Raw genomic sequence first — 23,583 nt, 5'->3', positions numbered from 1 at the left:
GGGAAGGGGGCGCAGGACGCTCCCGAGCGCACCCCCCATCGGCGCCACCCGCATGGCCTTTCCCGTCCCATCTCCCCTGATTGGCCCGGCCCATGACCGATACCGCTCCCACGGCCACACCGCCGACCGCCCAAGTCACCCTCGCCGACGGCCGGGTGGAGATCGCCCCGGGCGCCCCCGCGCCGAGCGGTCCCTACGCCAACGAGGACCTGCTTCCGGTCCCCGTCTCGGGACGCACCTGGACCACGTACAACTTCTCCGCACTGTGGGTCGGCATGGCCCACAACACGGCCTCCTGGACCCTGGCCTCCGGGCTCATCGCCGTCGGCATGGACTGGAAGCAGGCGGTGTTCACCATCGCCCTGGCCAATGTGATCGTGCTGATACCGATGCTGCTCACCGGCCACGCGGGGCCGAAGTACGGCATACCCTTCCCGGTCTTCGCCCGGGCCTCCTTCGGCATCCGCGGGGCCAACCTGCCCGCGGTCGTCCGCGCGCTGGTGGCGTGCGGCTGGTTCGGCATCCAGACCTGGATCGGCGGCGAGGCCATCTACTTCCTGGCCGGAAAGCTCATCGGCAGCGGCTGGACGGACGCGTCGAAGGTCAGCGGCTACGCCTGGACGATGTGGCTGTCGTTCGCGATCTTCTGGGCGCTGCAGGTCCTCATCATCTACCGGGGCATGGAGACGATCCGCCGCTTCGAGAACTGGGCGGCGCCCTTCGTGCTCGTCGGCGCGTTCGTGATGCTGTGGTGGATGAGCGAGAAGGCGGGCGGTTTCGGGCCGCTGTTCGACCAGCCGTCGAAGCTCGGCTGGGGCGCCGACTTCTGGAAGCTCTTCGCACCCGCCCTGATGGGCATGATCGGCTTCTGGTCCACGCTGTCGCTGAACATCCCCGACTTCACCCGCTACGGCAAGAGCCAGAGGGCGCAGACGTGGGGTCAGGCGCTGGGTCTGCCCACGACGATGACCCTCTTCGCGTTCCTCTCGGTGATGGTCACCTCGGGATCGCAGGCCGTCTACGGCGAGGCGATCTGGGACCCGGTGCAGCTCGCCGCCAAGACCGACAACACGGTGGGCCTGCTCTTCGCGCTGGTCACCGTCCTGGTCGCGACCCTCTCGGTCAACGTGGCGGCCAACCTGGTCTCACCGGCGTTCGACTTCTCCAACATCGCGCCCCGCAGGATCAGTTTCCGGGCCGGTGCGCTCGCCACCTGCGTCCTCGGTGTGCTGATCTTCCCGTGGAAGCTGTACTCGGACCCGCAGGGCTACATCTTCACCTGGCTGGGCCTGGTCGGTGGCCTGCTCGGAACCGTCGCGGGCATCCTCATCGCCGACTACTGGGTCCTGCGCCGTGCCAGGCTGGACCTCACCGACCTGTACCGCCCGGGCGGCCGCTACTGGTACGACAGCGGCTGGAACTGGCGGGCCGTCGCCGCCTTCGCGGTCGGCGGTGTCCTCGCCGTCGGCGGCGCGAGCTTCAAGCCGCTGATCGACGGCCGCCCCATCCCGGCACTGGCCGGTCTGGCCGACTACGGCTGGGCGGTGGGCCTGGGCACGTCGATGGTGCTGTACCTGCTGCTGATGGCCCTGCGAGGCCGTGACCGCACGGTTGTCTGAGGCGGACCGGCGCTGGAGGACGGCGATCAGCCCTTCTCGGCCTCCAGCGCGGCCACCGCTTCCTTCGCCGCCTTGATGGCGCCCTTGTTGATCGTGTCCGTATCGGGCGCCTTCTTCGACTCGAAGTCGCTGCCGTTGTAGGTGACCGTCACCAGCGCGTTGGAGGCGCGGGCGACCACGACGCCCTCGCGGGTCTCCTGCTTGTCCTCGGTGGTGAGGTTCACGACGGAGTACGCGCTGTCGCCCAGACCCGGGACGGCCCCGCCGCCGCTCTTCTTCTCGGTGTGCTCCTGGTACGACTTCTGTGCCGCCTCGTCCGACTCCAGAACCTCGTAGGACACGTCGAGCCAGCGGTAGTCGTAGCCCTTGAGCGCGTTCCAGGAGCAGGTGCGGCGCAGTTTGGAGTCCGTGGACGGGATCTCCTTGCCGGCCGTCTTGGCGCCCGGCACCAACGACTCGACCGTCTGCTCGGCGACGCTCTCACACGGGGCGGGGGCGGCCGTGTACGCCTTCGACACGGTCGACGTCGAGGGGGCGGAAGCGGACCGGGTCTCGGTCTTCTCCACGGTCGGCTTGTGCTCGGCGGCCTGCGGCGCGGCGAGCGGCCCGGAGGACAGCGCCCAGCCCGCCGTGGCGAGCACGACCACCGGTGACAGGCGTGCGGTCAGGGCCAGAGGCAGGGGTAGGGAACGCACGGCGCCCTTCTCGTGGGGGACGGACGGTGCGGAACGGGTCCGCACGGCGGACGGGACGACAGTTTCACATGACTCCCTGTGGTGCGGAAGTCCGAACGCGCTCCGTGCCTGCGCGGTGACGTTGACTCACTGTCGATGGTTATGGTTTCGGTCGGTTCGGTGGTGAGTGGGCGGTTTTCATGCCGGGCGCGTGAGCGCACAGGCGCGGGAATACCGTTTGCACCGGTGCGGCGGGGCTGCGCAGCCTTGATCCATGCCTTCGTCACCCCAAGACGACTGCCCTGAGCGGCGCCCCCCGTAAGGGGTCCTCGTACTGTGCCCGCCCGGGTCGCGCGGCCTGGTGCCGCGCCTCGCTGCGTTGCCGAAACGCCCACGTGGCTCCTCTCTCGCTCTCGGCTCCGCTCGAGCGGGGGTACCCCCGTCGAGGGCGCTCCGGCGCCTTGCGACGCACGGCACCGGACCACGCGACCCGATCGGGCGCTCATAGTGCAAGGCCCCTCAAGGAGCCATGGCCGCGGCCGGCTGCGGTTGCCGCGGCTGCGCTGCCGCGTCACCACGTGAGAACCGCGTTCGGACCAGGCAGTGGGCGACGGGTGTGAGCAGCCCGCCGCGCGAAGGCCCGCCGCACCGAACGAGTCCGCACGCCCGAGACCCGTGCCGCTCGCTGCCGTGACCGCCGCTCCGGCGGCGTCATGAGCGCGACCCCGGGCAGACGAATGCCTTTGGACCTCCGGGATAAATCACCTCGATACATCCCATTGCCGCGGAGTGGGCTACCACTCCCGCTTGCCGCGTGGGAGAAAACCAGCCACCAACCATTGACCGGATCTGGTGTTAGCGCTAACACTCTTCCTCGTGCCGCTGACGCATTCGCCTGCCGGCCGCCTGTGAGCCCCACCTCGCCGGGCACCTGCTTCTTAGCGCTTTTGCCTGTTCACTGCCCTCGCCACCGCTGACGAGGAGCCCGACGGAGCGTAAATGTGATCGATAACATCCCAACCGCCGTGTCCTCTCCCCCGAGGGGCAAAATTCGCAACTCCCGGATCGGCGCACCCCGTCGGCAACCCGGGCGGGACCGGATCCGCACCGCCGTCGAGGCCTACCTGCTGCTCACACCGAGCCTCGCCGGGCTCGTTCTCTTCCTGGTCGCCCCGATCGTCGGGGTCGTCGTCATCAGCTTCTTCGACTGGAACCTGATGGGCACCCCGCGTTTCGTCGGGCTGGCGAACTACCGCGAGATGATGGGCGACAGCGAGGTGTGGCGCGCGATGCGCAACACCGTGTACTACGTGCTGCTGAACATCCCCGCACAGACCGTGCTGGCCTTGCTGCTCGCCCTGGCGATGAACCGGAAGCTGCGCGGCGGCAAGGTGTTCCGGGTGCTGTTCGTCCTGCCGTGGATGGCCATGCCGGTGGCCCTCGGCATCGTCTGGAGCTGGGCGTTCGACCCGCAGCACGGCGTGGTCAACCAGTTCCTCGCCCTGTTCGGCGTGGACGGCCCGGCGTGGCTGTCGTCCACCGGCTGGGCCATGCCGGTGCTGGCCTCGGTCAACATCTGGCAGTACACGGGCTACACCATGCTGTTCCTGCTGGCGGGCCTCCAGGCGATCCCCGAATCGCTCTACGAGGCGGCCGACCTGGACGGGGCGGGATCCGTGCAGCGCTTCTTCCGGATCACGCTGCCGCTGCTGCGCCCCTCGATGTTCTTCGTACTGGTGACCAACACGATCGGGTCGTTCCAGATGTTCGACACCGTCTACGTGATGACCCAGGGCGGGCCGGGCGGATCGACGGACACGATGAACTACCACATCTACCAGCAGGCGTTCCAGCTGTTCCGCAGCGGCTACGCCTCGGCGCTGGCGATGCTGCTGTTCGCCGTGATCCTGCTGGTGACGGCCGTCCAGGTCCTGTACTTCCGCAAGCGCACCGTCTACGACTTCAGCTGAGGACGGCCACGACCATGTCTTCTCTCTCCACCGCCGTCCGCAGAACGACGCTGTACGGGATCCTCGCCGCCGGAGCGTTGCTGTCGATCGCCCCGTACCTGCTGACGCTGAACGGCGCGCTCAAGCGGCCGTCGGACCTGCTGTCCACCGAGGCCTGGGTCCCCGCGCATCCGGCCACGTCCGGCAACTTCGCCGCCGTGTGGAACCAGTACGGAATGTCGTCCTTCCTGCTGCACACCCTGGTCGTGGCGGTCCTCGTCACCGCCGGGCAGGTGGTGTTCAGCGCACTGGCGGCGTACGCGCTCGCCCGGATGGAGTTCCCGGGGCGCGACTGGCTCTTCTGGGGCTACCTCGCCACCATGATGGTGCCTCAGATGATCACGCTCGTACCGCTGTTCCTGATGATGCGTGAAATGGGCATGGTGGACACGTACGCGGGCCTGATCCTGCCCACTGTCTTCGGCACCCCGTACGGCGTCTTCCTGGTACGCCAGCACTTCCGCACCGTGCCCAAGGACCTGGAAGCCGCCGCCCGCATCGACGGGGCGAGCACCTGGACCATCCTCGTGCGGATCATGCTGCCGCTGAGCCGTCCGATCCTCGCCACGCTCGCGATCATCACGTTCGTCAACACCTGGAACAACCTGATCTGGCCGCTGATCATCACCAACAGCGACCGGACCCGGGTGGTCACCGTCGGCATCGCCGCCCTCCAGGGCGAACACGTCTCCGACCTGCCGCACATCGTGCTGGCCGGAGCCGCGCTGGCCCTGCTGCCCCTGATCGCCGTGTTCCTCCTGTTCCAACGGCACATCGTCCGCTCCATCGCCCTCACCGGCCTCAAGTAAGCAGCCCTCCAACCCCGCACTGCCTGGACCACCCGCACCGAAAGGGACGCCCAACCATGTCCGTAACCTCCAGAAGAGCCCTGGCCGCCACCGCCACCGGCGCAGTCCTGCTCTGCCTCACCACCGCCTGCGGCTCGTCCGGCTCGGACACCGCCTCCTCCGGCGGCACCGTCACCCTGCGGTACGCCATCTGGGACGCGGTCCAGGAGCCGGCGCTGAAGAAGTCGATCGCCGCGTTCGAAAAGCAGCACCCGAACATCAAGGTCAAGATCGAGCTGAACGCCTGGGCGCAGTACTGGAGCAAGCTGCAGACCCAGATGGCCGGCCGCACCGCGCCCGACGTCTTCTGGGACCACGTGGCGTACTTCCCGCAGTTCTCCCAGCAGGGCGTCCTCGCCGACCTCACCCCGTACATCAAGGCCGACAAGCTGGACACGTCCATCTACGACAGCAAGCTCCTGGCGGGCTGGCAGCAGGACGGCAAGCAGTACGGCCTGCCGAAGGACTGGGACACCATCGCCCAGGTCTACAACAAGACCATGCTGAAGAAGGCGGGGCTGACACAGGACGAGCTGGGCGGCCTGTCCTGGAACACCACCGACGGCGGCACCTTCGTCAAGGCCCTGCAGAAGCTCACCATCGACGTCAACGGCAAGCACCCGAACGAGAAGGGCTTCGACAGCAAGCACGTCAAGCAGTACGGTCTCGCGCTCGGTTCGTCCAACGGCCAGACGGACTGGTGGAACGCGGCCCTGCAGAACGGCTGCAAGCTCCAGGACAAGGTGTGGGGCAAGTGGACGATCAACCAGCCCTCCTGCGTGGAGGCCATCCAGTTCATCCGGGACCTGCGGCTGAAGTACCACGTCGCGGTGCCGGCCTCCGTCACCAACACGCCGAACGGGGCGTCCCTGCCGCAGGTGCTGGCCCGTAAGCAGGCGGCCGTGGTGTGGGACGGCAGCTGGGACCTCAACGCCTACCAGGGCTCGATGAAGGGCAACTTCGGCGTCGCCGAGCTGCCCAGTGGCCCGGTCGGGAAGGGCACGGTGTACAACGGGCTCAGCAACGCCCTGTACGCGGGCAGCAAGCACCCGAAGGAGGCGTGGGAACTGGTGAAGTGGCTCGGGTCCGAGGAGTCCCAGAAGATCATCGTCTCCGAGGGGTCGGTGTGGCCGGGCATTCCCACGCTCAACAAGGACTTCGTGGCCGTGTGGAAGCAGCGGGGTGTGGACGTCAGTGCCTTCTCCAAGGAGGCCGAGGGCACGACCGCCGGGTATCCGCTGACCACATCCTCGGCCACGTACAACGTCAAGGTGCAGGACGCCTTCAACCAGGTGTGGCTGGGCCAGCAGTCCCCCCAGGCGGCGGCGGACTCCGTCAACGAGGAGTCCAACGCGGCCGTCAAGTAGGCAGCCTCCGGCAGCAGGCGTCACGACCGACGATCCAAACGGAGTTCAACGGACATGCAGAACCACACCCCGGCCCGCCCTGACGAGGAGCCGTCCCATGACGGCGCCGACCGCCAGCGGTCCGTCAGCATCTTCGACGTCGCCAAGGCGGCCGGGGTCTCCCACCAGACCGTCTCCCGGGTGGTCAACGGCAGCCCCAAGGTCAGGAAGGCCACCCGGGAACGAGTGCTGCAGGTCATCGACGAACTCGGTTACAAGCCCAACCGGCTCGCCCGGGCACTGGCCGGGGGAGTGGTCCGCTCGGTCACCGTGCTCACCTCGGACACCACCCTGTACGGCGCCTCCCTCGCCCTGCGGGGCATAGAGGAGGCGGCCCGCGCGGCGGGCTTCGCCGTGTCGGTCAGCGTCCTCGACGAGAACTCCTCGTTGACGCCGGACGACGTCGCCGGGCGGCTCGCCCGCCCCGGGGAACCCGTCCTGGTGATCGCCTTCAACGCGCCCGGCGAACGGGTCTGGCGGGCGTTGCCCGCCGAGTTCCCCTCGGCCGCCGTGGTGGAGCGGCCGCAGGAGGCCGGGCAGAGGGGCGGCAGGCCGGAAGCCTGGCTCGACGACCGGACGGCGGCGGCCCAGGCCACCCGGTACCTGCTCGGCCTGGGCCACCGCACCGTCCACTACATGACGATCCCGTCCTCGACGACCAGGGTCGGGCAGCGTGCCGAGGGCTGGCGGGACGCGCTCGGCGCCGCCTCTCTCCCCGTACCCGAGCTGCTGGAAGGCGGCTGGAGCCCGCGATCCGGGTATCTGGCCGCCCGCAGTGTGGTCGCCGACCCGCAGGTCACCGCCGTGCTGTGCGGCAACGACGATCTCGCGCTCGGTGTTCTGCGGGCGGCCCGGGAGGCGGGCCGTGACGTGCCGGGCGAGCTCAGTGTCATGGGCTTCGACGACGCGCCGTACGCGGCGTACACCCATCCCACCCTGACCACCGTACGGCTCGACTTCGAAGGGCTGGGGCGGGGCGCCTTCGGGATGCTGCACCGGCTGCTCGACCCGGACAACGCCCCGGCACCCGCCCTGTGGGACGAACCGGAACTGATCGTCCGGGAGAGCACCGGACCGGCGCCGCACCGACCCGCCTGACCGTCCCTCCCGGGGGCCTTCCGCCCCCGGCACCCCGACACCCCCATCGCTCCGTCCGCGGGGGATGTGAGCGATAACATCCCGGTTCCCCCGATCCGTCCTCCCGCAGTGCCGCGGGAGGAGAAAGCCAGGTTCCCATGTCCCTCGACACCCGCACGCCGGGCGCCGCGCCGCCCGGCCGAAGAAGAGCACACCTCACCAGAGCACTGCTGGCCTGCGCGGCCCTCGTAGGCACCGCCCTCGCCGTGCCCCAGACGGCGGCCGCCGCCACCCAGACCTTCACCGTCGACCTCGGCACGACCACCGGAACCGTCCTGCGCGGCTCGAACGGCGCGCTCTACGGACAGAGCGACGACGGCGTCCCCAGCGACAACCTGCTGGCGCCCCTGAAGCTCACCACCGGATCTCAGAAGCCCCCGAACGGTGCCCAGCACCCCAACGGGGACATCCTGGAAGTGGCCCCGTCGTTCTTCCGCAACGGCGGCGGCACGATGTACACCAACATCCAGGACATGTACTCGGACTGGCCGTACCAGAACCTCGGCCTCAGCGACTACCTCACCAAGGTCGACAGCGCGGTCAACGCGATCAAGGGGACCTCGTACGCCGACAAGGTCGTCTTCGTCCCCTTCAACGAGCCCGACTGGATCTGGTACGCCGGCATCAAGAGCGGCGACGCCACCACCTACCAGAACGCCCTGAACAAGTTCAACTCCGACTGGAGTACGGTCTACGACCGGATCCGGAGCATCATCCCCGGCGCGAAGATAGGCGGGCCCAACACCGCCGCCTGGAACAGCAAGTTCTTCGGCGACTTCCTGACCTACGCCAAGTCCAAGAACCAGCTGCCGGACGTGTTCACCTGGCACGAGCTCGACCCCGGCTCCCTCGCCTCCTACCGCGGTCACTACGCCACGTACCGCTCCCTGGAGAGCGCACGCGGCATCAGCCCGATCACGGTCAACATCGACGAGTACGCCAACCGGCGCGACCTGTCCGTGCCCGGCCAGATGGTGCAGTGGGCGACGATGTTCGAGGACACCAAGGTCTACGCACAGCAGCCCTACTGGGACGCGGCCGGCAACATGGACGGCAACACGGCCCTCACCAACAGCCCCAACGGCACGTGGTGGTTCTGGCGCTGGTACGCCGGAATGACCGGGCAGACAGTCAAGGCGACCCCGCCGCAGCCCAGCGTCCAGGACACCCTCCAGGGCATGGCCTCGCTGGACACCGGCCGCAAGCAGGCCCAGGTGGTCCTCGGCGGATCCGCCACCGACACCGACGTGGTGATCAACAACATCCCGAGCAGCACCTTCGGCAGCAAGGTCGAGGTCACCGTGCAGGCTCTGGACTGGTCCGGCTACGACGGCGTGTCCGCGCCGCCGCAGACCATCTCCCGCGCCGCCTTCACTCCCTCCAGCGGGTCCATCACCGTGCCGCTGACCGGCCTGAACCGCATGTCGGCCTACCGCATCACGGTCACCCCGAACGGCGGCGGCACCGCCGCCACGCCCACCGTGCCGCAGAGCACCTCGTACGAGGCCGAGAACGGCACCATCACCAGCGGCACGATCACCACCGAGGGCAACGGCGCCAACTACAACGAGGCCCAGAAGTACGCGGCCTCCGGCGCCAAGGACGTCACCGGCCTCAGCGCGGCGACCAGCAAGGTCGACTTCGCGGTGAGCGCTCCGTCCTCCGGCACGTACAACCTGCGGATCTTCTACGGCAACCAGACCGGCACCCCGGCCCAGCAGGCGCTGCGGATCGACGGCGCCAACCCCAAGTTCGTCACCTACCCGTCCACCCTGAACTCGCAGTACCGCGCCACGGTCACCGTCCCGGTGACACTGAGCGCGGGCAGCCACACCATCTCCCTCGCCAAGTCCGACAGCACCCTGGGCACCGGCGTGGGTGACGTGACCCTCGACAAGATCGACCTGACGGCCGCGCAGAGCAACCCGGAGACGCTGTACGAGGCCACGTTCGCCGACACCAGCGGCACCCCCGGCTGGTCGTACACGGACGTGGGCGAGGCCGGGACCGGCGCCGTCGTCCTGGACTCCGGCGACAGCACCACGTTCGACGCCTACGCGCCCACCAACGGCTACTACACCGTGAAGACCGACTACGCCTCCACGGGCGGAACGGCCGCCCTGGCCCTGAACGGCACCACCGTCGCCACCCTGGCCAACTCCAGCGGCGCGGCGGCCACCGCGAGCAACCGCCTCTACCTGGTGGCCGGCATCAACCGGATCAAGGTCAGCCCGAACAGCGGCGCCACGGTCACCCTGCGGGACCTGAAGGTGGCCGGCTCGGGTGACACCACCGGCGTCACCAAGATAGAGGCCGAGAGCGGCACCCTGGCCGGCGCGGCCAGGACCCAGTCGAACGTGTGGAGCTCCGGCGGCAAGAACGTCGGTTACATCGGCAACGGCAGCGCCAACACGCTGACCTTCGGCAACATCAGCGCCCCGGCCGCGGGCCGGTACGCGGTGGTGATCCACTACGCCAACAACGACCGGTCGGGAACCGGCAGCTACAACACCAACGTCAAGTCCCGCACCGCCCAGCTGACGGTGAACGGCGGCACCCCGGCCACGTCGACCTTCCGCAACACCTACGGCTGGAGCGACTTCTGGTCGCTGGGCACCATGGTCGACCTCAACGCCGGAACCAACACCCTGAAGATCTCCAACTCCACCTCCTACGCACCCGACATCGACTACATCGAGGTCGCCCGGCTGAACGGCTGACCGTTCCCCTCAGGGCCGCCGCCGAGCTCGGCGGCGGCCCTCTCTCCCCGTATGCCACCGCCCCGTTCCCGCCGCGACCGCGCCAGCCCGAAAGGCCGCAATGCCGAACATCGCCCACGACCCCGAGCACCGCCTGTGGGTCCTGTCCGGACCCGGCTCCAGCTACGTCCTCCACCTCGACGACGGCCACCGACTGCGCGGTCTGCACTGGGGCCCCAGACTCACCCTCGAACAGGCCCTCTCCCTCCTGGACCGGCCCCAGCCCGGCCGCCGGTCGTTCGAGGACCCCGCCGACGGCACCCTCGACCTCGACACCGCGGGAGCGATGCGCTACGCCCACGCGGGCGTCCAGGTCCGCTTCCCGGACGGCGTGCGCGACCTCGAACCGCACCCGGCGGGCGAGGAGGTGCTGCACCACGAGGACGGAACGGAAATGGTCCTGCGGTTCGCCGACCGGCATTACCCGCTCACCCTCGAGGCCCACTACCGCCTGCGGACCGGCAGCGACGTCATCGAACGCCACCTGGTCCTGCGTCACACCGGCGCACCGACCGACGGCACGATCACGATCGTCCGCGCCGACTCCGCCACCTGGGTGCTGCCCAGGCTGGGCGAGTACCGTCTGAGCCAGGTGCGGGGCCAGTGGTGCGCCGAGACCCAACTGAACCGGACCCCGCTGCCCTACGGGGAGACCGTCCTCACCAGCCGACGCGGCACCACCGGACACCAGACCAACCCGTGGGCCATGATCGACGACGGCGGAGCCGACGAGGTGCACGGCGCCGTCTGGTCGTGCGCCCTCGCCTGGAGCGGCAGCTGGCGGCTCACCGCCCAGCGGCTGCCGACGGAACGGGCCACCCTGTCCGCGGGGTTCGGCCACGACCCGGTCACCTGGGAACTGGCGCCGGGTGAGGAGCTGGCCACCCCCGTCTGTGCCGGGGCGTACACCGAGGGCGGCTTCGGAGCCGCCAGCCGCCTGTGGCACCGGCACGTGCTGGACCACGTACTGCCGCACCCGGAGGAGCTGCGGCCGGTGCTCTACAACTCCTGGGAAGCCACCGAGTTCGACATCGACGTCACCCGGCAGATCGAACTGGCCGAGAAGGCCGCGGCACTCGGTGCCGAGCTCTTCGTGATGGACGACGGCTGGTTCGGCGCCCGCACCCACGACGCCGCCGGACTCGGCGACTGGACCCCCAACCCCGACCGCTTCCCCGACGGCCTCACCCCGCTCATCCACCGGGTGCACGACCTCGGCATGCGGTTCGGCCTGTGGGTCGAGCCCGAGATGGTCAACCCCGACAGCGACCTCTACCGCGCCCACCCCGACTGGGTGCTCCACCACCCGCACCGCCGCCGCACCGAGCACCGCAACCAGCTGGTGCTCAACCTCGCCCGGCCCGACGTGGCCGCGTGGCTGCACGGACGACTCGACGAGCTGCTGGCCGAGTACGCGATCGACTTCCTCAAGTGGGACATGAACCGTCCCTTCACCGAGGCCGGCTGGCCCGACGCCGAGGCGGACCCGGACCGGCTGTGGATCGACCACACGCGCAACCTCTACACCCTGCTCGACAGGCTGCGCCACGACCACCCCGGTCTCCGCATCGAGACGTGCAGCAGCGGCGGCGGCCGACTCGACCTGGGCATCCTCGCCCGTACCGACCAGGTGTGGACGTCCGACAACACCGACGCCCTGGACCGCATCGAGATCCAGCACGGCTTCTCCCAGCTGTATCCGTCGCGGGTCATGGGCGCCTGGGTCACCGACAGCCCCAACCCCTACACGGGCCGCAGCGTGCCACTCGACTTCCGCTTCCACGTCGCCATGAACGGCGTGCTGGGAGTCGGCGGCGACCTCAACCGGTGGAGCGAGGCGGAGTTGGTGCGCGCGGCCGAACTCGTCGCCGCGTACAAGCGCGTACGGCACCTGGTGCAGCTCGGTGAGCAGTACCGACTGCGACCCCCGGGGGACGGGGAACTCAGCGCGGTGCAGTACCTGGCCCCGGACGGCCGGGAAGCCGCCGTGATCGCCCTCCGGCGGTCACGGCACTTCGGCCACCACGACCCCGCCCTGCCGCTGCGCGCCCTCGACCCCTCGGCCCGCTACCGCGACGCCGCCAGCGGAGCCCTGCACCACGGGGCCGTCCTTCTCAGCCACGGCCTGCAACTGGACCTCGCCACGGACGACTACGCGTCCACGCTGGTGCACCTGATACGGGAGCCCGCCTGATGACCCGGCCGCCAGGGACGAAGCAGGCCGGGCCGAAGGCGGGCAGAAAGGGACAGGAGGCGAACGGTTGCCGCCCCAGCGTCCGAGGCGTACCCCTGCTCGCGCTCATGCTCCGCGTCCCACGGCACCGCCACCACCGGCGTGCTCGCCCCGCACTCCTGACCGCGCTCTCGCCGTGACCGTGCCGTGGGACGCCGGACGGCTCAGCCGAACAGGGCGTTGTCCACGTCGCTCTGCCAGTAGGTGACGTAGTTGGAACTGTTGAAGTACACGCCCCCGTTGGGCAGCTTCAGCGTGATGCCCTCGCCGATCGAGCCGTTCAGCTGCCTGTTGGAGAACGACACGCCGAGGGTCTTGGCGGTGTGGCCCGCGTAGCCGTCGGGCGTGTACGTCCCGATGCCGGCGTACGCGGACTCTCCGGGAGCCAGCGTCACCACGGCCTGAGGCCGGCTGGACTCCAGCCACGGGACGGCGGCCTGGGCGCCGGCGCCGGCGGCCAGGAAGGGCGCGCCGTAGGCGTTGCAGAGCTTGGTGCCGGTGTTGGTGACCGTGAGCAACAGGTGGTTTATGGGGCGGGGGACATCTTTGACCGTCAGCTTCGTGTTCTTCGTCGTGCAGTCGACGATCGAGGCGGCCTTCTTCGCGTTGGCGGCGGAGGCGGTCTGGCCCGCGGCCTGGACGGTGACGAGCGAGAGGGCTGCGGCCACGACCATGGATGAGGTGGCCGCGCGGGCGGTGAAGCGGTCGGCGATACGCATGGAAAGACTGCTTTCTGTGATGTTCCGAAAAGTGATCTTCTGGTCCTGGCAGACGGTCGAGTCGTGCCTTGGTGTGCCGTGCTGGTAGGTAGTGCCGCTGCCCGGCCGGCTGCCGGGACGCTGCCGTGCGACGGCCCGGCATCAAGGCCGACTTCGTGCCGATTCCAAGAGAGTCCAAAGCGCCGTCACCGAGTGGCCGGGGCGGCCTGCTTGGATGACCAAAGCCTGTGCCACGCTCCGTCCCAGCCGCCATTCCAGGCGGGCGCTTCGGAACGCTGGGATGTTGTCACCGGCTGTGACCTGGGGGAACGTCCCGTTCGTGGGACGCCGAATGAGATGGAGGACTGGTGGGGGCGACTGAGGAGACGAATGATTTCGCGGCGTTACTGCGGGAGTTGAAGCAACGTTCCGGGCTGAGCTGACACGCGCCGGATCGACTCCACCCTCGTGGTGCCATGGCGGTCGGGCCTGAGCGCGCGGCCGATGTTCTGCCCGATCTCGACCCGGGAGCCGCGAGTGTCGGCGAGGCAACGGCTTCACGCCCCGTTCGGTTGTAGCCCAGGTCGTAGTGCCCGGCCCTCCACGTGCGGAGGATGACGTCCTCGGTGGCCAGCTCACAGTCCGCGCCGTACACAGACCGTCGGACTCGCCCAGCGCCTCCAGCACTCGGCGCCGCGCCGTGGTGTGGGTGCGAGGCAGCAGCGTCTCCCGGACGTACGCCTCCAGGCGCACCATGTCCGCCCGCTCACGCTGCCTCACTTCCGAGGCAACCCGGCACCGCTAGGAGTTGGCGGCCTCCGCCAGGACGCGGGCGAGGTCGCGAGGGCGGGTGGCCATCGGCCAGTGGCCCGAGTCGAGGTCCACGTACTCAAGGTGGGTGGCGCGGGCGAGCTCAGGGCTCTCACCGGCGGCGATCCATTCCCGGGCCTGGGTGGGGGTGAACTCGGGGCAGACAACCACAACCGGGACGTGGAACCGTCGCTCGTCGGTCAGGCGTACGACTCCCCTGGCGACCGCCTCAGGGACGGGAACTGCGGCGGACGCGACGCGGTCCCGGGTCTGCTTGTCCAGGTCGGCGGCGTCCGCGCCCTCGAAGGGATCCCAGCCCGGGAAGGGCATGACGCCGCCCTCGATCGCGAAGTGATCGGCGTAGGCCCGCCCATCGGCGGCGGGGAAGCCGCCGATGAGGGCGACCTTGGCCACCTTCTCCGGTCGCGCGTCGGCGGCCAGCCAGGCCAGGGTCGATGCTACGGAGTGCCCTACCACCAGCGGCTTTCCGGGCGCCGCGTCAACCTCGGCAAGCACTGCTTCCAGCTGGTCGTCAAGGGTCGCGGAGGCGGCGCCGTCGCCCTGGCCCGGGAGGGTGAGCGGCACGGGATGGTGGCCGAGCGCGGTGAGTTCGGGCACGACGTCGTCCCAGGCGGATCCGTCGAGCCACAAGCCGGCGATGAGCAGGATGTCCACGGTGGTTCTCCCGAAGAGGAGCCGGATCTGGTTGCCGGCACGTTATCGGGAGGCTCTGACACCGGGCTCTGGTCAGAGTGCGATCCTTGAAAACGGCTCGACCCAACCCGACCCGGCGAACCTACGTGGTCACAGCGCTAGTGATGCTCCACGCAAGTAGGTGGAGGGGACAGGTCGCTTCCTTGAGCGGAGCGCCTTGGTAGGTCCAGCGGAAGGGGCGGGCGTGTTCGTTGCGTTGAATGATCCAGGTGTCCACCCCTGTCGATCAGGTCGTCGCGGCTGGTGACGTCGCGGTGGCGGAGGACGGCGCGGGTCTCTCAGAACTACTCATTCTGAGAGGACAGTCGGGTGTGGATCCAGGCGTGGCAGGATCCAGGCCATGTCCCCCAGCGTTCCCCTCGGCCGCGAAACCGCCACCACGCTGCACCTGGCGACGCCGCATCTGACGGAGCCGTTCATCTCGGCGTGATCGCGACCGTTCGGCGCGGGTCAGGCCGCGAGGGCATGCGCTCCAATTTCCCGGCGGTCTCGTCGTCGACGGCAGAATGCTCCCGAAGATCGACCTGCTGCCGGACCAGCTGTTCGAGGTCGTCCCCTGGGCCGGATTCCTGAACGTCTTCGCGCAGCTTCGCGACCTCGGTGCACTGCACGGCGCAGGCGTACTCACCGCCGGGGAGTTCACTGCTTGGAAGCAGGAACTCCTCGCGCGTATCTGACCGGATCGGGCGGCTACTCCGACGGCAGCCACAGCGCCCCCGAGGCCGTCCCTCCAGAGGAACTAAACCCAAGGCGGTTCGGCGGGCAATGAGTGGTGCACGCTGGTGAGCTGTTCCGAGAGCACCCACAACTGGTGGGCCGTAGCAGAGCCCTGGGTGGCACGTTCCCGGCTGTGGAGGGCGGGCTCGCCACGGAGCTGGAGCGGCCCATCGGGCACGGCCTAGCTCCCCCCAGGCAGCTCGGGGAGGGTTGAGGCGTACAGGGAGGTATTGGCGCCGTCTGGTATGGGGCGGAAGGCGATGCGCAAGAGCAGGCGCGTGAGGATCCCGTGTACGCGGCCCGGGTGCTGTTGGCGCCGCCAGTAAGCACGTGGGAACGGGTGAGTCCGGGGGCGACAGCCATGCTGCGCAGCCTCAGCCCGGCGCATCGGCCCTTCGCTGCGGTTCCATGGCGAAGTAGAGATTGGCCCGCTCGGACTGCACGTAGGCGAACGCCGCTCGGTAGCGGTGTTCGGCATTGAGGTGCGTCCCCGGTGCCTGGCGGGGAACGCGCGGCCAGGTTCCGCCGCTGAAGCCACGCCCGTGCTGGTCGTCGGGTGATGTTGCTGCCAGGCAGTGCCTCGGTAGTCTGCTGCCTGATCGAGCCGACCCGAGCCGAGCTCAACTCCCCAGATCCCCCCGAGCCGTCCGAAGTACTGAGGGGCCCGGCTGACGCATGCGAACACCGAGGTGAGGGATGCAGTTCACCACCCGACCCACGCTTCAAGGATCCTTCGGCATGGTGTCCTCCACGCACTGGCTCGCCTCGCAGTCGGCGATGGCCGTGCTGGAGGGCGGCGGCAACGCCTGTGACGCGGCCGTGGCGGGGGCCTTCGTGCTGCATGTGGTCGAGCCGCACCTCAACGGGCCGGCGGGTGAGGTGCCGATCCTGCTCGCCCCGGCCGGCGGCGAGGTCCGGGTGCTGTGCGGGCAGGGCGTCGCGCCGGGCGGGGCGAGCGTCGCGCACTACCGGAGTCTCGGACTGGACCTCGTCCCCGGCACCGGGCCGCTCGCCGCCGCCGTGCCGGGAGCCTTCGACGCCTGGATGCTGCTGCTGCGCGACCACGGCACCAAGTCCCTCGACGACGTCCTGAAGTACGCCATCGGATACGCCGACCACGGGCACGCTCCCGTGGAGCGCGTCGGTGAGACCGTCGAGACCGTGCGGGAGCTGTTCGAGACGGAATGGACCTCGTCGGCGGACGTGTACCTGCCCGGTGGGAAGGCCCCCCGCCCCGGCGAGCTCTTCCGCAATCCCGCGCTCGCCGCCACCTGGAAGCGGCTGCTCGCCGAGACCGCCGGGGCCGGCGACCGGGAGGCGCGGATCGAGGCCGTGCGGGAGGTGTGGCGCACCGGATTCATCGCCGACGCCCTCGTACGGCAGGCCACCCGCCCCACCCTCGACACCAGCGGCACCCACCACACCGGCACCCTCACGGCAGCCGACCTCGCCGCCTGGTCCGCCGGCTACGAGGCGCCGGTGACGTACGACTGGAACGGCTGGACCGTGTGCAAGCCCGGCCCCTGGAGCCAGGGCCCGGTCCTGCTCCAGCAGCTCGCCCTCCTCCCGCCCGAGCTGCCCCCGTACGGCTCGGCCGACTACGTCCACCTCCTGATCGAGAACTGCAAGCTCGCCATGGCCGACCGCGAGGCCTGGTACGGGGACGCCGCCGACGTGCCGCTCGAGGACCTGCTGTCCGACCGGTACAACGCGGCCCGCCGGGGCCTCGTCGGCGAGCGGGCCGACCTGGACCTGCGGCCCGGCAGCCCCGGCGGCCGCACCCCGCGGCTCTGTGCGCACGCGCGCGTGGCGACCGCCGCGCAGGAGGGCCACGACGCCCTCGGCATCGGCGAGCCGACCGTCGCCAGGAGCCCGGTGTCCCCCGTGCCGGGCGAACCGGAGGTCCTCGCCGACGGGACCACCCGGGGCGACACCTGCCACCTCGACGTCGTCGACCGCTGGGGCAACCTGGTCTCGGCCACGCCCAGTGGAGGCTGGCTCCAGTCCAACCCCGTCGTACCCGAACTCGGCTTCCCGCTCGGCACCCGGCTCCAAATGGCCTGGCTGGAGGAAGGCCTGCCCAACTCCCTCACCCCCGGCCGCCGCCCCCGCACCACCCTGACGCCCTCGATCGCCCTGCGCGAGGGCGTGCCCGTCATGGCGTTCGGCACGCCCGGCGGGGACCAGCAGGACCAGTGGCAGCTGCACTTCCTCCTGGCGGTCGCGCTGCGCGCCCGGGTGCGCGGCGGCCTCGACCTCCAGGGCGCCATCGACGCCCCGAACTGGCACAACGACAGCTTCCCCGGCTCCTTCTATCCGCGCGGCATGCGCCCGGGCAGCGTGACCGTGGAGTCCCGCACCGACCCGGCCGTCGTCGAGGAGCTGCGGCGGCGCGGCCACGAGGTGACCGTCGGCGGCCCCTGGTCGGAGGGCCGGCTGTGCGCGGTCGCACGAGACCCGGAGACGGGCGTGCTGTCGGCGGCTGCGAACCCGCGCGGCATGCAGGGGTACGCCGTCGGCCGGTGACCGGCGGGGCGCTGTTCATCGCGATGCCACCCGCAGTGCCCCTGGCGGGTGGGGATTGTCAGTGGCACGTGTTGTGATGGAGGGGTGATCGACAGCAACGAAACCATCGAAGAGTTTCTCGCACGGCGCGCCTCCGACGTCGAGGAGGCGATCCGCAAGGCGGCAGCCGGCGAGATCATGCCGCGCTGGCGCCGGCTCGCCGCGCACGAGGTGGACGAGAAGAGCGGCCCGCACGACCTGGTGACCGACGCCGACCGCAAGGCCGAGCTGTACCTGACGGATGCCTTGACGGCCCTGCTGCCCGGCTCGGTCGTGGTCGGCGAGGAGGCGGTCCATGCCAACCCCGCGTCGTACGAGGCCATCCGCGGCGACGCCCCGGTCTGGATCGTCGACCCGGTCGACGGCACACGCCAGTTCGTGCGCGGCGAGGCCGGGTTCTGCACCCTGGTGGCGCTGGCGCTCGGCGGCACCCTGCTCGCGTCCTGGACGTACGCACCCGCCCGCGACCGGCTCGCCACCGCCGTCCGCGGCAAGGGCGCCTGGCTCGACGGGGAGCGGCTGTTCGCCGGTGTACCGGAGCCCGGCCGGGCCCTCCGCGTGGCCACCTCCCACCCGGACTACACCACGGACGAGCAGAAGCACGCCCTGCTCGGCCTGCGCACCGAGGGTGTGGCACCACGCCCGTGCGGCTCGGCCGGCCTGGAGTACCTCGCCGTCGCCCGGGGCGAGTCGGACGCCACGGCCTTCTCCTGGGAAGCCGCCTGGGACCACGCGGCCGGTCTGCTCCTGGTGGAGGAGGCGGGCGGCGCCCACCTGACCCGCACGGGCGAGCCGTTCCGCATCACGGGCGGCAACGCCCTGCCGTTCACCGCGGCCCGCGACACGGCCACGGCCCGCCGGGTGACGGCCCTGCTGCAGGACGGGGCGTGATCGCCGGGACCGTCGCGTGCCGCACACGGGCGGTCGCACACCGTGCGCTCGCGAGGGTTCCGGCCGCCGCGGAGTCGCCCTTCGCGCCGGAAATCCCCCGCCGCCGGTGACGGCCGGTCCCCGGGCCTATCCTGATCCTCAGTGGCCATCGGCTGACGAAGGGGTCCGAAGGTGCCGTCAATGCTCGATGCCGTCGTGGTGGGTGCGGGGCCGAACGGGCTGACCGCGGCCGTGGAACTGGCCCGCCGCGGGTTCTCCGTCGCCGTCTTCGAGGCCCGCTCCACCGTGGGCGGCGGTGCCCGCACCGAGGAGCTCACCCTTCCCGGCTTCCGGCACGACCCGTGCGCCGCGGCGCATCCCCTCGCCATCAACTCGCCCGCGTTCCGCGCTCTGCCGCTGGAGCGCTACGGCCTGCAGTGGCTGCACGCCGAGCTGCCGATGGCGCACCCCTTCCCGGACGGCACGGCGGCCGTGCTGTCGAGATCGGTCGGGGAGACGGCCGCCTCCTTCGGGCCGCGCGACGCCGGCGCGTACCGCAGGCTCGTCGAGCCCTTCCTGCCCAAGTGGGACACCCTCGCCCGGGACTTCATGTCCCTGCCGCTGACCGCACTGCCCCGCGACCCGGTCACCCTCGCCCGCTTCGGCCTCGTCGGCCTGCCCCCGTCGACGCTGCTGATGCGCCGCTTCCGCGACGAGCCGGCCAGGGCTCTGTTCGCCGGCCTCGTCGCCCATGTCATGGCACCGCTCGGCGGCTTCGCCACCGGCGCCATCGGACTGGTCTTCGCCCTCGCGGCGCACGCCCGCGGCTGGCCGGTCGCCCGCGGTGGCTCCCAGGCGATCTCGGACGCCCTCGCCGGGTATCTTCGGGACCTCGGCGGCAGCGTCCACACCGACTACGAGGTCAAGCGCCTCGACGACCTGCCGCCGGCCCGGGCGTACGTCTTCGACACCTCGCCCACCGCGCTGGCCCGCATCGCCGGCTTCGGCGACTACTACGCCGACTACCGTTACGGACCCGGCGTTTTCAAGGTCGACTACGCGATGGACGGCCCCGTGCCGTGGACCGCGAAGGAGGCCCGCGCCGCCGGCACGGTGCAGATCGGCGCGACCAGGGCGGAGATCGGCACGGCGCTGCGGGCGGCGTCCCGGGAGGGCCGGGCTCCGGACAAGCCGTTCCTGATCACCGTGCAGCCGAGCGTCGTCGACCCCACCCGGGCCCCGGCGGGCAAGCACGTCTTCTGGGCCTACGGCCACGTCCCGCACGGCTGGACCGGCGACCTCACCGATGCCATCGAGCGCCAACTGGAGCGGTTCGCCCCCGGGTTCCGCGACCGGGTCCTGGCCCGCGCCACGGCCGGACCGCCCGAGCTCGCCGCCCGCAACGCCAACTACGTCGGCGGTGACATCGCCTCCGGCGCGGTCTCAGGCCTGCAGCTCCTGCTGCGCCCGAAGCTCACTCCGTTCCCGTACCACACCCCCCACCCGGCCGTGTTCATCTGCTCGTCGGCGACCCCGCCCGGCCCCGGCGTGCACGGCATGTCGGGGCACAACGCCGCGAAGGCCGTCTGGAAGCGACTGAGGCAGACATGACCACCATCGAACTCGTCCGGGGCGACATCACCCGCGAGCGCGTCGACGCGATCGTCAACGCGGCCAACTCCTCCCTGCTGGGCGGGGGAGGGGTCGACGGGGCGATCCACCGGCGCGGCGGCCCCGCCATCCTGGAAGAATGCCGCAAACTGCGCGCCTCGCACTACGGCAAGGGCCTGCCCACCGGCCAGGCGGTCGCCACGACCGCCGGCGACCTGGACGCCCGCTGGGTCATCCACACCGTCGGCCCCGTCTTCAGCGCCACCGAGGACCGCTCCGCCCTCCTCACCTCCTGCTACCGCGAGTCCCTCCGCGTCGCCGACGAACTCGGCGCCCGTTCGGTCGCGTTCCCGGCGATCTCCACCGGCGTCTACGGCTGGCCGATGGACGACGGCGCCCGCATCGCGGTCGAGACCGTGCGGGCGGCGGACACGGCGGTCGAGGACGTCAGGTTCGTCCTCTTCGACGAGCGGGCGTACGAGGTGTTCTCCGGGCAACTCCGCTGACCCATCGGAGGCGGACTCACACGGGCTCCGGCTCGAAGCGCCGCAGCAGGTCCCGGCCGGGCCGGACGATGCCGTAGCTGCTCTCCGGTACGGCGTTCCTGACGCCGGGAAGATCACCCAGCGGCTCCGGCACGACCAGCGGGGTGTCGTCGGAGGTGTGATTCAGGAACGTGGGAGCGGGGCGCAGGGCGCGCGGACTGTCGCCGGGCGTGCGCCCGGGACGGAGAAGCGACCGGATGTGTTCCGCTTCGTCCCTTGTTCAGGCGTGTGTACGGACCAGCAGCAGCGCCACGTCGTCGTCGGGCTCCGGGCTCAGTGCGCTGAGGAGGCTGTCGCTGGTGCGCTGCAGGCTGGGGCCGGCGTTCTGGAGGAGACGCGTCAGCGTGTCGAGGCCGGTGTCGATCGGCTCCCCGCGGTTCTCGACCAGCCCGTCGGTGTACAGGGCGAGCAGGGAACCGGGCGCGAACTCCACCTCCACGGTGCCGAAGTCCACGCCGCCCACCCCGAGTGGCACACCGCCCGGCACGTCGACCAGTTTCGCGCTGCCGTCCGCCCCCGCGAGCACCGGCGGCAGATGACCCGCACTCGACAGGGCGCAGGTGCCGCGTCCCAGGTCGCACACGGCGTACACGCACGTGGCGATCGCGTCGCCGAGCGAGCCGGCGATGTCGTCGAGGTGCCGCAGCAGTTCGGCGGGCGGCAGGTCGAGGCGGGCCAGCGCCCGGGTCGCCGTGCTGAGCTGCCCCATGATCGCGGCGGCCTGGACGCCCTTGCCCATGACGTCCCCCACGACGAGCCCGGTGCGCCCGGGGCCCAGCGGCAGCACGTCGTACCAGTCGCCGCCGACCTCGCTGAGGGCCGGGCGGTAGCGGGCGGCGATGTCGAGCCCCTCCTGCTCGGCGGGCGTGCTCGGGAGCAGACTGCGCTGCAGGGTCAGGGCGGTGCCGCGCTCCCGGCCGTAGAGGCGGGCGTTGTCTATGCAGATCGCGGCGCGGGCGGCGAGTTCCGAGGCGAGCACCCGGTCCCGGTCGTCGAAGGGGCGCTCATTGACCGTGCGGTAGAGCGACAGCGTGCCGAGCACCTTGCCCCGGGCCATCAGCGGCAGCGCCAGGTAGGAGTGGGCACCGGCCTCGTGCAGGGCCTGGGCGGCCCGGGCGTCCCGGGCGAGGCGCCGCAACATCCTGCTGTCCACGCGCTCGACCAGCACCGGGCGGGCACTGCGCACGCACTGCGTGATGACCCGCGACGAACCGTACGTGGCCAGCTCGCCCACCGGGTCGGCGGCGTGGATGGCATCGGTCGGGTAGCCGGCCGCCACGGCCAGCGCCCGGAACTCGGCGGGGGCGCTGCCCGTCACGGGCGCGATGGTGCCGTGGGCCACGACCGACTCCAGGACGTCGACGGCCGCGAGATCCGCGAGGTGCGGTACGACCACGTCGGCCAGCTCCCGGGCGGTCTGCCGGAGGTCCAGCGTCGTACCGATCTTCACCCCCGCGTCGGCGATCACCGACAGGTGCTGGCGTGCCTGCGCGACCTCGGCCGCGGCCTGCTGCCGCTCGGTGACGTCCAGAACGGCCATCGCGAGGCCCAGCACCCTGCCGTCGGTGTCCTCGATGCGGTGGTACGACTCCGAGTAGGCGCGGTCCTCGAGGTCCGCGACCGTACGGCCGACGGTCTGCTGGTCGAGCAGGGGTCTGCCGGTCTCCAGCACATGCCGCATCCGGGCCTCGATGGCCTCCACGTCCAGGCCCGGGAGCACCTCGCCGACCCGGCGGCCCAGCAGGTCCTCCTCGGGCACGCCGTTCATCCGCTCGAGGGCCGGGTTGACCCCGACCCAGCGCAGGTCGTTGCCGAAGACGGCGATGCCGAGCGGGGTCTGGTTGACGAGACTGTGCGAGAGGGCGAGGTCACGCTCCACGTTCCGCACGGTCGTCGCGTCCGTGGCCAGACCCAGCAGATGGGGCTGTCCCTCGCTGTCGAGGAGTCGCATGGTGCGGAACTCCACGGCGCGTTCCGTGCCGTCGCGGTGCCGCAGCGGGAAGACACCGTCCCAGCGGTCCCCCGAGCTGACCTGGGCGAACAACTCCCTGCCGCGGAGCCGGTTCTCGGGGGAGACGAGGAGTGTGTCGGCGCGCTGCCGCAGGGCCTCCTCCGCGGTGTAGCCGAGCAGCTGCTCGATCTCGGGGCTCCATAGGGCGATGTGCCCGGACCCGTCCAGAACCACGGCCGCGACCTTCAGCAGGCCCAGCAGCCCGCCGGGCGCGGCCGTGACGCCCTCGCGATCCGAGGTCGCATACCCGTTCATGCGAGCCGCTCCTTCCGGCGCGGCAAAGGTCCGGCCAAGATCTGTTGCGCAGGCTGTCCGATGAGGTCACATTACGGTCGCGGGAGCGGCACTGTCGCGCCG

At 70.6% G+C, this 23,583-nt stretch carries 16 protein-coding genes; 12 read left to right on the top strand and 4 right to left on the bottom strand.

Annotation, left to right across the window (positions count from 1 at the left end; all coding sequences use genetic code 11):
• Positions 1-92: 92 nt before the first annotated feature.
• On the top strand, positions 93-1,619 hold the full coding sequence (locus tag ACWD1U_RS00450; protein WP_451103456.1) for an NCS1 family nucleobase:cation symporter-1: 1,527 nt from the start codon (positions 93-95) through the stop codon (positions 1,617-1,619).
• Between the two features lie 26 nt (positions 1,620-1,645).
• On the opposite strand, the gene ACWD1U_RS00445 is transcribed toward ACWD1U_RS00450, so the two are convergent.
• Positions 1,646-2,314, bottom strand: coding sequence for a hypothetical protein (locus ACWD1U_RS00445; RefSeq protein WP_451103455.1), 669 nt, complete (start codon positions 2,312-2,314; stop codon positions 1,646-1,648).
• A gap of 1,004 nt (positions 2,315-3,318) precedes the next feature.
• On the opposite strand from ACWD1U_RS00445, the gene ACWD1U_RS00440 reads away from it, so the two are divergent.
• The 6 genes from ACWD1U_RS00440 to ACWD1U_RS00415 all read left to right on the top strand — a co-directional run bounded on the left by ACWD1U_RS00440 (position 3,319) and on the right by ACWD1U_RS00415 (position 12,646).
• Positions 3,319-4,263: a carbohydrate ABC transporter permease gene (locus tag ACWD1U_RS00440; protein WP_451103454.1), complete on the top strand. Its 945-nt coding sequence runs from the start codon at positions 3,319-3,321 to the stop codon at positions 4,261-4,263.
• A 14-nt stretch (positions 4,264-4,277) separates the two neighbouring features.
• Positions 4,278-5,111 carry a carbohydrate ABC transporter permease gene (locus tag ACWD1U_RS00435; protein ID WP_451103453.1) on the top strand — a complete coding sequence of 278 codons (834 nt, stop codon included), beginning with the start codon at positions 4,278-4,280 and terminating at the stop codon, positions 5,109-5,111.
• A 56-nt stretch (positions 5,112-5,167) separates the two neighbouring features.
• Positions 5,168-6,517 carry an ABC transporter substrate-binding protein gene (locus ACWD1U_RS00430; protein ID WP_451103452.1) on the top strand — a complete coding sequence of 450 codons (1,350 nt, stop codon included), beginning with the start codon at positions 5,168-5,170 and terminating at the stop codon, positions 6,515-6,517.
• A gap of 54 nt (positions 6,518-6,571) precedes the next feature.
• Entirely contained in the window at positions 6,572-7,654 is a 1,083-nt protein-coding gene (locus tag ACWD1U_RS00425; RefSeq protein WP_451103451.1) for a LacI family DNA-binding transcriptional regulator, read from the top strand.
• Positions 7,655-7,791: 137 nt separating this feature from the next.
• Positions 7,792-10,413, top strand: coding sequence for a carbohydrate-binding protein (locus ACWD1U_RS00420; protein WP_451103450.1), 2,622 nt, complete (start codon positions 7,792-7,794; stop codon positions 10,411-10,413).
• Between the two features lie 100 nt (positions 10,414-10,513).
• Positions 10,514-12,646 carry an alpha-galactosidase gene (locus ACWD1U_RS00415; RefSeq protein WP_451103449.1) on the top strand — a complete coding sequence of 711 codons (2,133 nt, stop codon included), beginning with the start codon at positions 10,514-10,516 and terminating at the stop codon, positions 12,644-12,646.
• A 203-nt stretch (positions 12,647-12,849) separates the two neighbouring features.
• Here the strand turns inward: ACWD1U_RS00415 and ACWD1U_RS00410 are convergent, their stop codons facing one another.
• Both ACWD1U_RS00410 and ACWD1U_RS00405 read right to left on the bottom strand, forming a co-directional pair.
• Positions 12,850-13,404 carry a DUF4232 domain-containing protein gene (locus tag ACWD1U_RS00410; protein WP_451103448.1) on the bottom strand — a complete coding sequence of 185 codons (555 nt, stop codon included), beginning with the start codon at positions 13,402-13,404 and terminating at the stop codon, positions 12,850-12,852.
• Between the two features lie 780 nt (positions 13,405-14,184).
• On the bottom strand, positions 14,185-14,868 hold the full coding sequence (locus tag ACWD1U_RS00405) for an alpha/beta fold hydrolase (RefSeq protein ID WP_451103447.1): 684 nt from the start codon (positions 14,866-14,868) through the stop codon (positions 14,185-14,187).
• A 545-nt stretch (positions 14,869-15,413) separates the two neighbouring features.
• On the opposite strand from ACWD1U_RS00405, the gene ACWD1U_RS00400 reads away from it, so the two are divergent.
• The 5 genes from ACWD1U_RS00400 to ACWD1U_RS00380 all read left to right on the top strand — a co-directional run bounded on the left by ACWD1U_RS00400 (position 15,414) and on the right by ACWD1U_RS00380 (position 21,176).
• Positions 15,414-15,584, top strand: a complete 171-nt coding sequence (locus ACWD1U_RS00400) for an SHOCT domain-containing protein (protein WP_451103446.1) — start codon at positions 15,414-15,416, stop codon at positions 15,582-15,584.
• Positions 15,585-16,320: 736 nt separating this feature from the next.
• Complete coding sequence (locus ACWD1U_RS00395) at positions 16,321-18,150, top strand: gamma-glutamyltransferase family protein (RefSeq protein ID WP_451103445.1); 1,830 nt, start codon at positions 16,321-16,323, stop codon at positions 18,148-18,150.
• An 84-nt stretch (positions 18,151-18,234) separates the two neighbouring features.
• Positions 18,235-19,080 carry an inositol monophosphatase family protein gene (locus ACWD1U_RS00390; RefSeq protein WP_451103444.1) on the top strand — a complete coding sequence of 282 codons (846 nt, stop codon included), beginning with the start codon at positions 18,235-18,237 and terminating at the stop codon, positions 19,078-19,080.
• Between the two features lie 180 nt (positions 19,081-19,260).
• The gene (locus ACWD1U_RS00385) at positions 19,261-20,670 is read left to right on the top strand and encodes a phytoene desaturase family protein (RefSeq protein WP_451103443.1); all 1,410 of its coding nucleotides are present in this window, start codon (positions 19,261-19,263) and stop codon (positions 20,668-20,670) included.
• Complete coding sequence (locus tag ACWD1U_RS00380; protein ID WP_451103442.1) at positions 20,667-21,176, top strand: O-acetyl-ADP-ribose deacetylase; 510 nt, start codon at positions 20,667-20,669, stop codon at positions 21,174-21,176. The genes ACWD1U_RS00385 and ACWD1U_RS00380 overlap by 4 nt, the downstream gene beginning before the upstream one ends.
• Before the next feature lie 259 nt (positions 21,177-21,435).
• On the opposite strand, the gene ACWD1U_RS00375 is transcribed toward ACWD1U_RS00380, so the two are convergent.
• A complete protein-coding gene (locus ACWD1U_RS00375; RefSeq protein ID WP_451103441.1) occupies positions 21,436-23,481 on the bottom strand; it encodes a SpoIIE family protein phosphatase in 2,046 nt (681 codons plus the stop codon).
• Positions 23,482-23,583 lie beyond the last annotated feature (102 nt).

The sequence above is a fragment of the Streptomyces sp. NPDC002788 genome, assembly GCF_053592115.1.
Note: the sequence above shows the minus strand (reverse complement) of the source record. Positions and strands in the feature narration are given on the sequence as shown.

Bases quoted from the DNA above. Each gene is read 5' to 3' on its own strand.
- ACWD1U_RS00450 (WP_451103456.1), top strand. From the start codon at position 93: ATGACCGATACCGCTCCCACGGCCACACCGCCGACCGCCCAAGTCACC.
- ACWD1U_RS00435 (WP_451103453.1), top strand. From the start codon at position 4,278: ATGTCTTCTCTCTCCACCGCCGTCCGCAGAACGACGCTGTACGGGATC.
- ACWD1U_RS00430 (WP_451103452.1), top strand. From the start codon at position 5,168: ATGTCCGTAACCTCCAGAAGAGCCCTGGCCGCCACCGCCACCGGCGCA.
- ACWD1U_RS00425 (WP_451103451.1), top strand. From the start codon at position 6,572: ATGCAGAACCACACCCCGGCCCGCCCTGACGAGGAGCCGTCCCATGAC.
- ACWD1U_RS00420 (WP_451103450.1), top strand. From the start codon at position 7,792: ATGTCCCTCGACACCCGCACGCCGGGCGCCGCGCCGCCCGGCCGAAGA.
- ACWD1U_RS00415 (WP_451103449.1), top strand. From the start codon at position 10,514: ATGCCGAACATCGCCCACGACCCCGAGCACCGCCTGTGGGTCCTGTCC.
- ACWD1U_RS00410 (WP_451103448.1), bottom strand. From the start codon at position 13,404: ATGCGTATCGCCGACCGCTTCACCGCCCGCGCGGCCACCTCATCCATG.
- ACWD1U_RS00400 (WP_451103446.1), top strand. From the start codon at position 15,414: ATGCTCCCGAAGATCGACCTGCTGCCGGACCAGCTGTTCGAGGTCGTC.
- ACWD1U_RS00395 (WP_451103445.1), top strand. From the start codon at position 16,321: ATGCAGTTCACCACCCGACCCACGCTTCAAGGATCCTTCGGCATGGTG.
- ACWD1U_RS00385 (WP_451103443.1), top strand. From the start codon at position 19,261: ATGCTCGATGCCGTCGTGGTGGGTGCGGGGCCGAACGGGCTGACCGCG.
- ACWD1U_RS00380 (WP_451103442.1), top strand. From the start codon at position 20,667: ATGACCACCATCGAACTCGTCCGGGGCGACATCACCCGCGAGCGCGTC.
- ACWD1U_RS00375 (WP_451103441.1), bottom strand. From the start codon at position 23,481: ATGAACGGGTATGCGACCTCGGATCGCGAGGGCGTCACGGCCGCGCCC.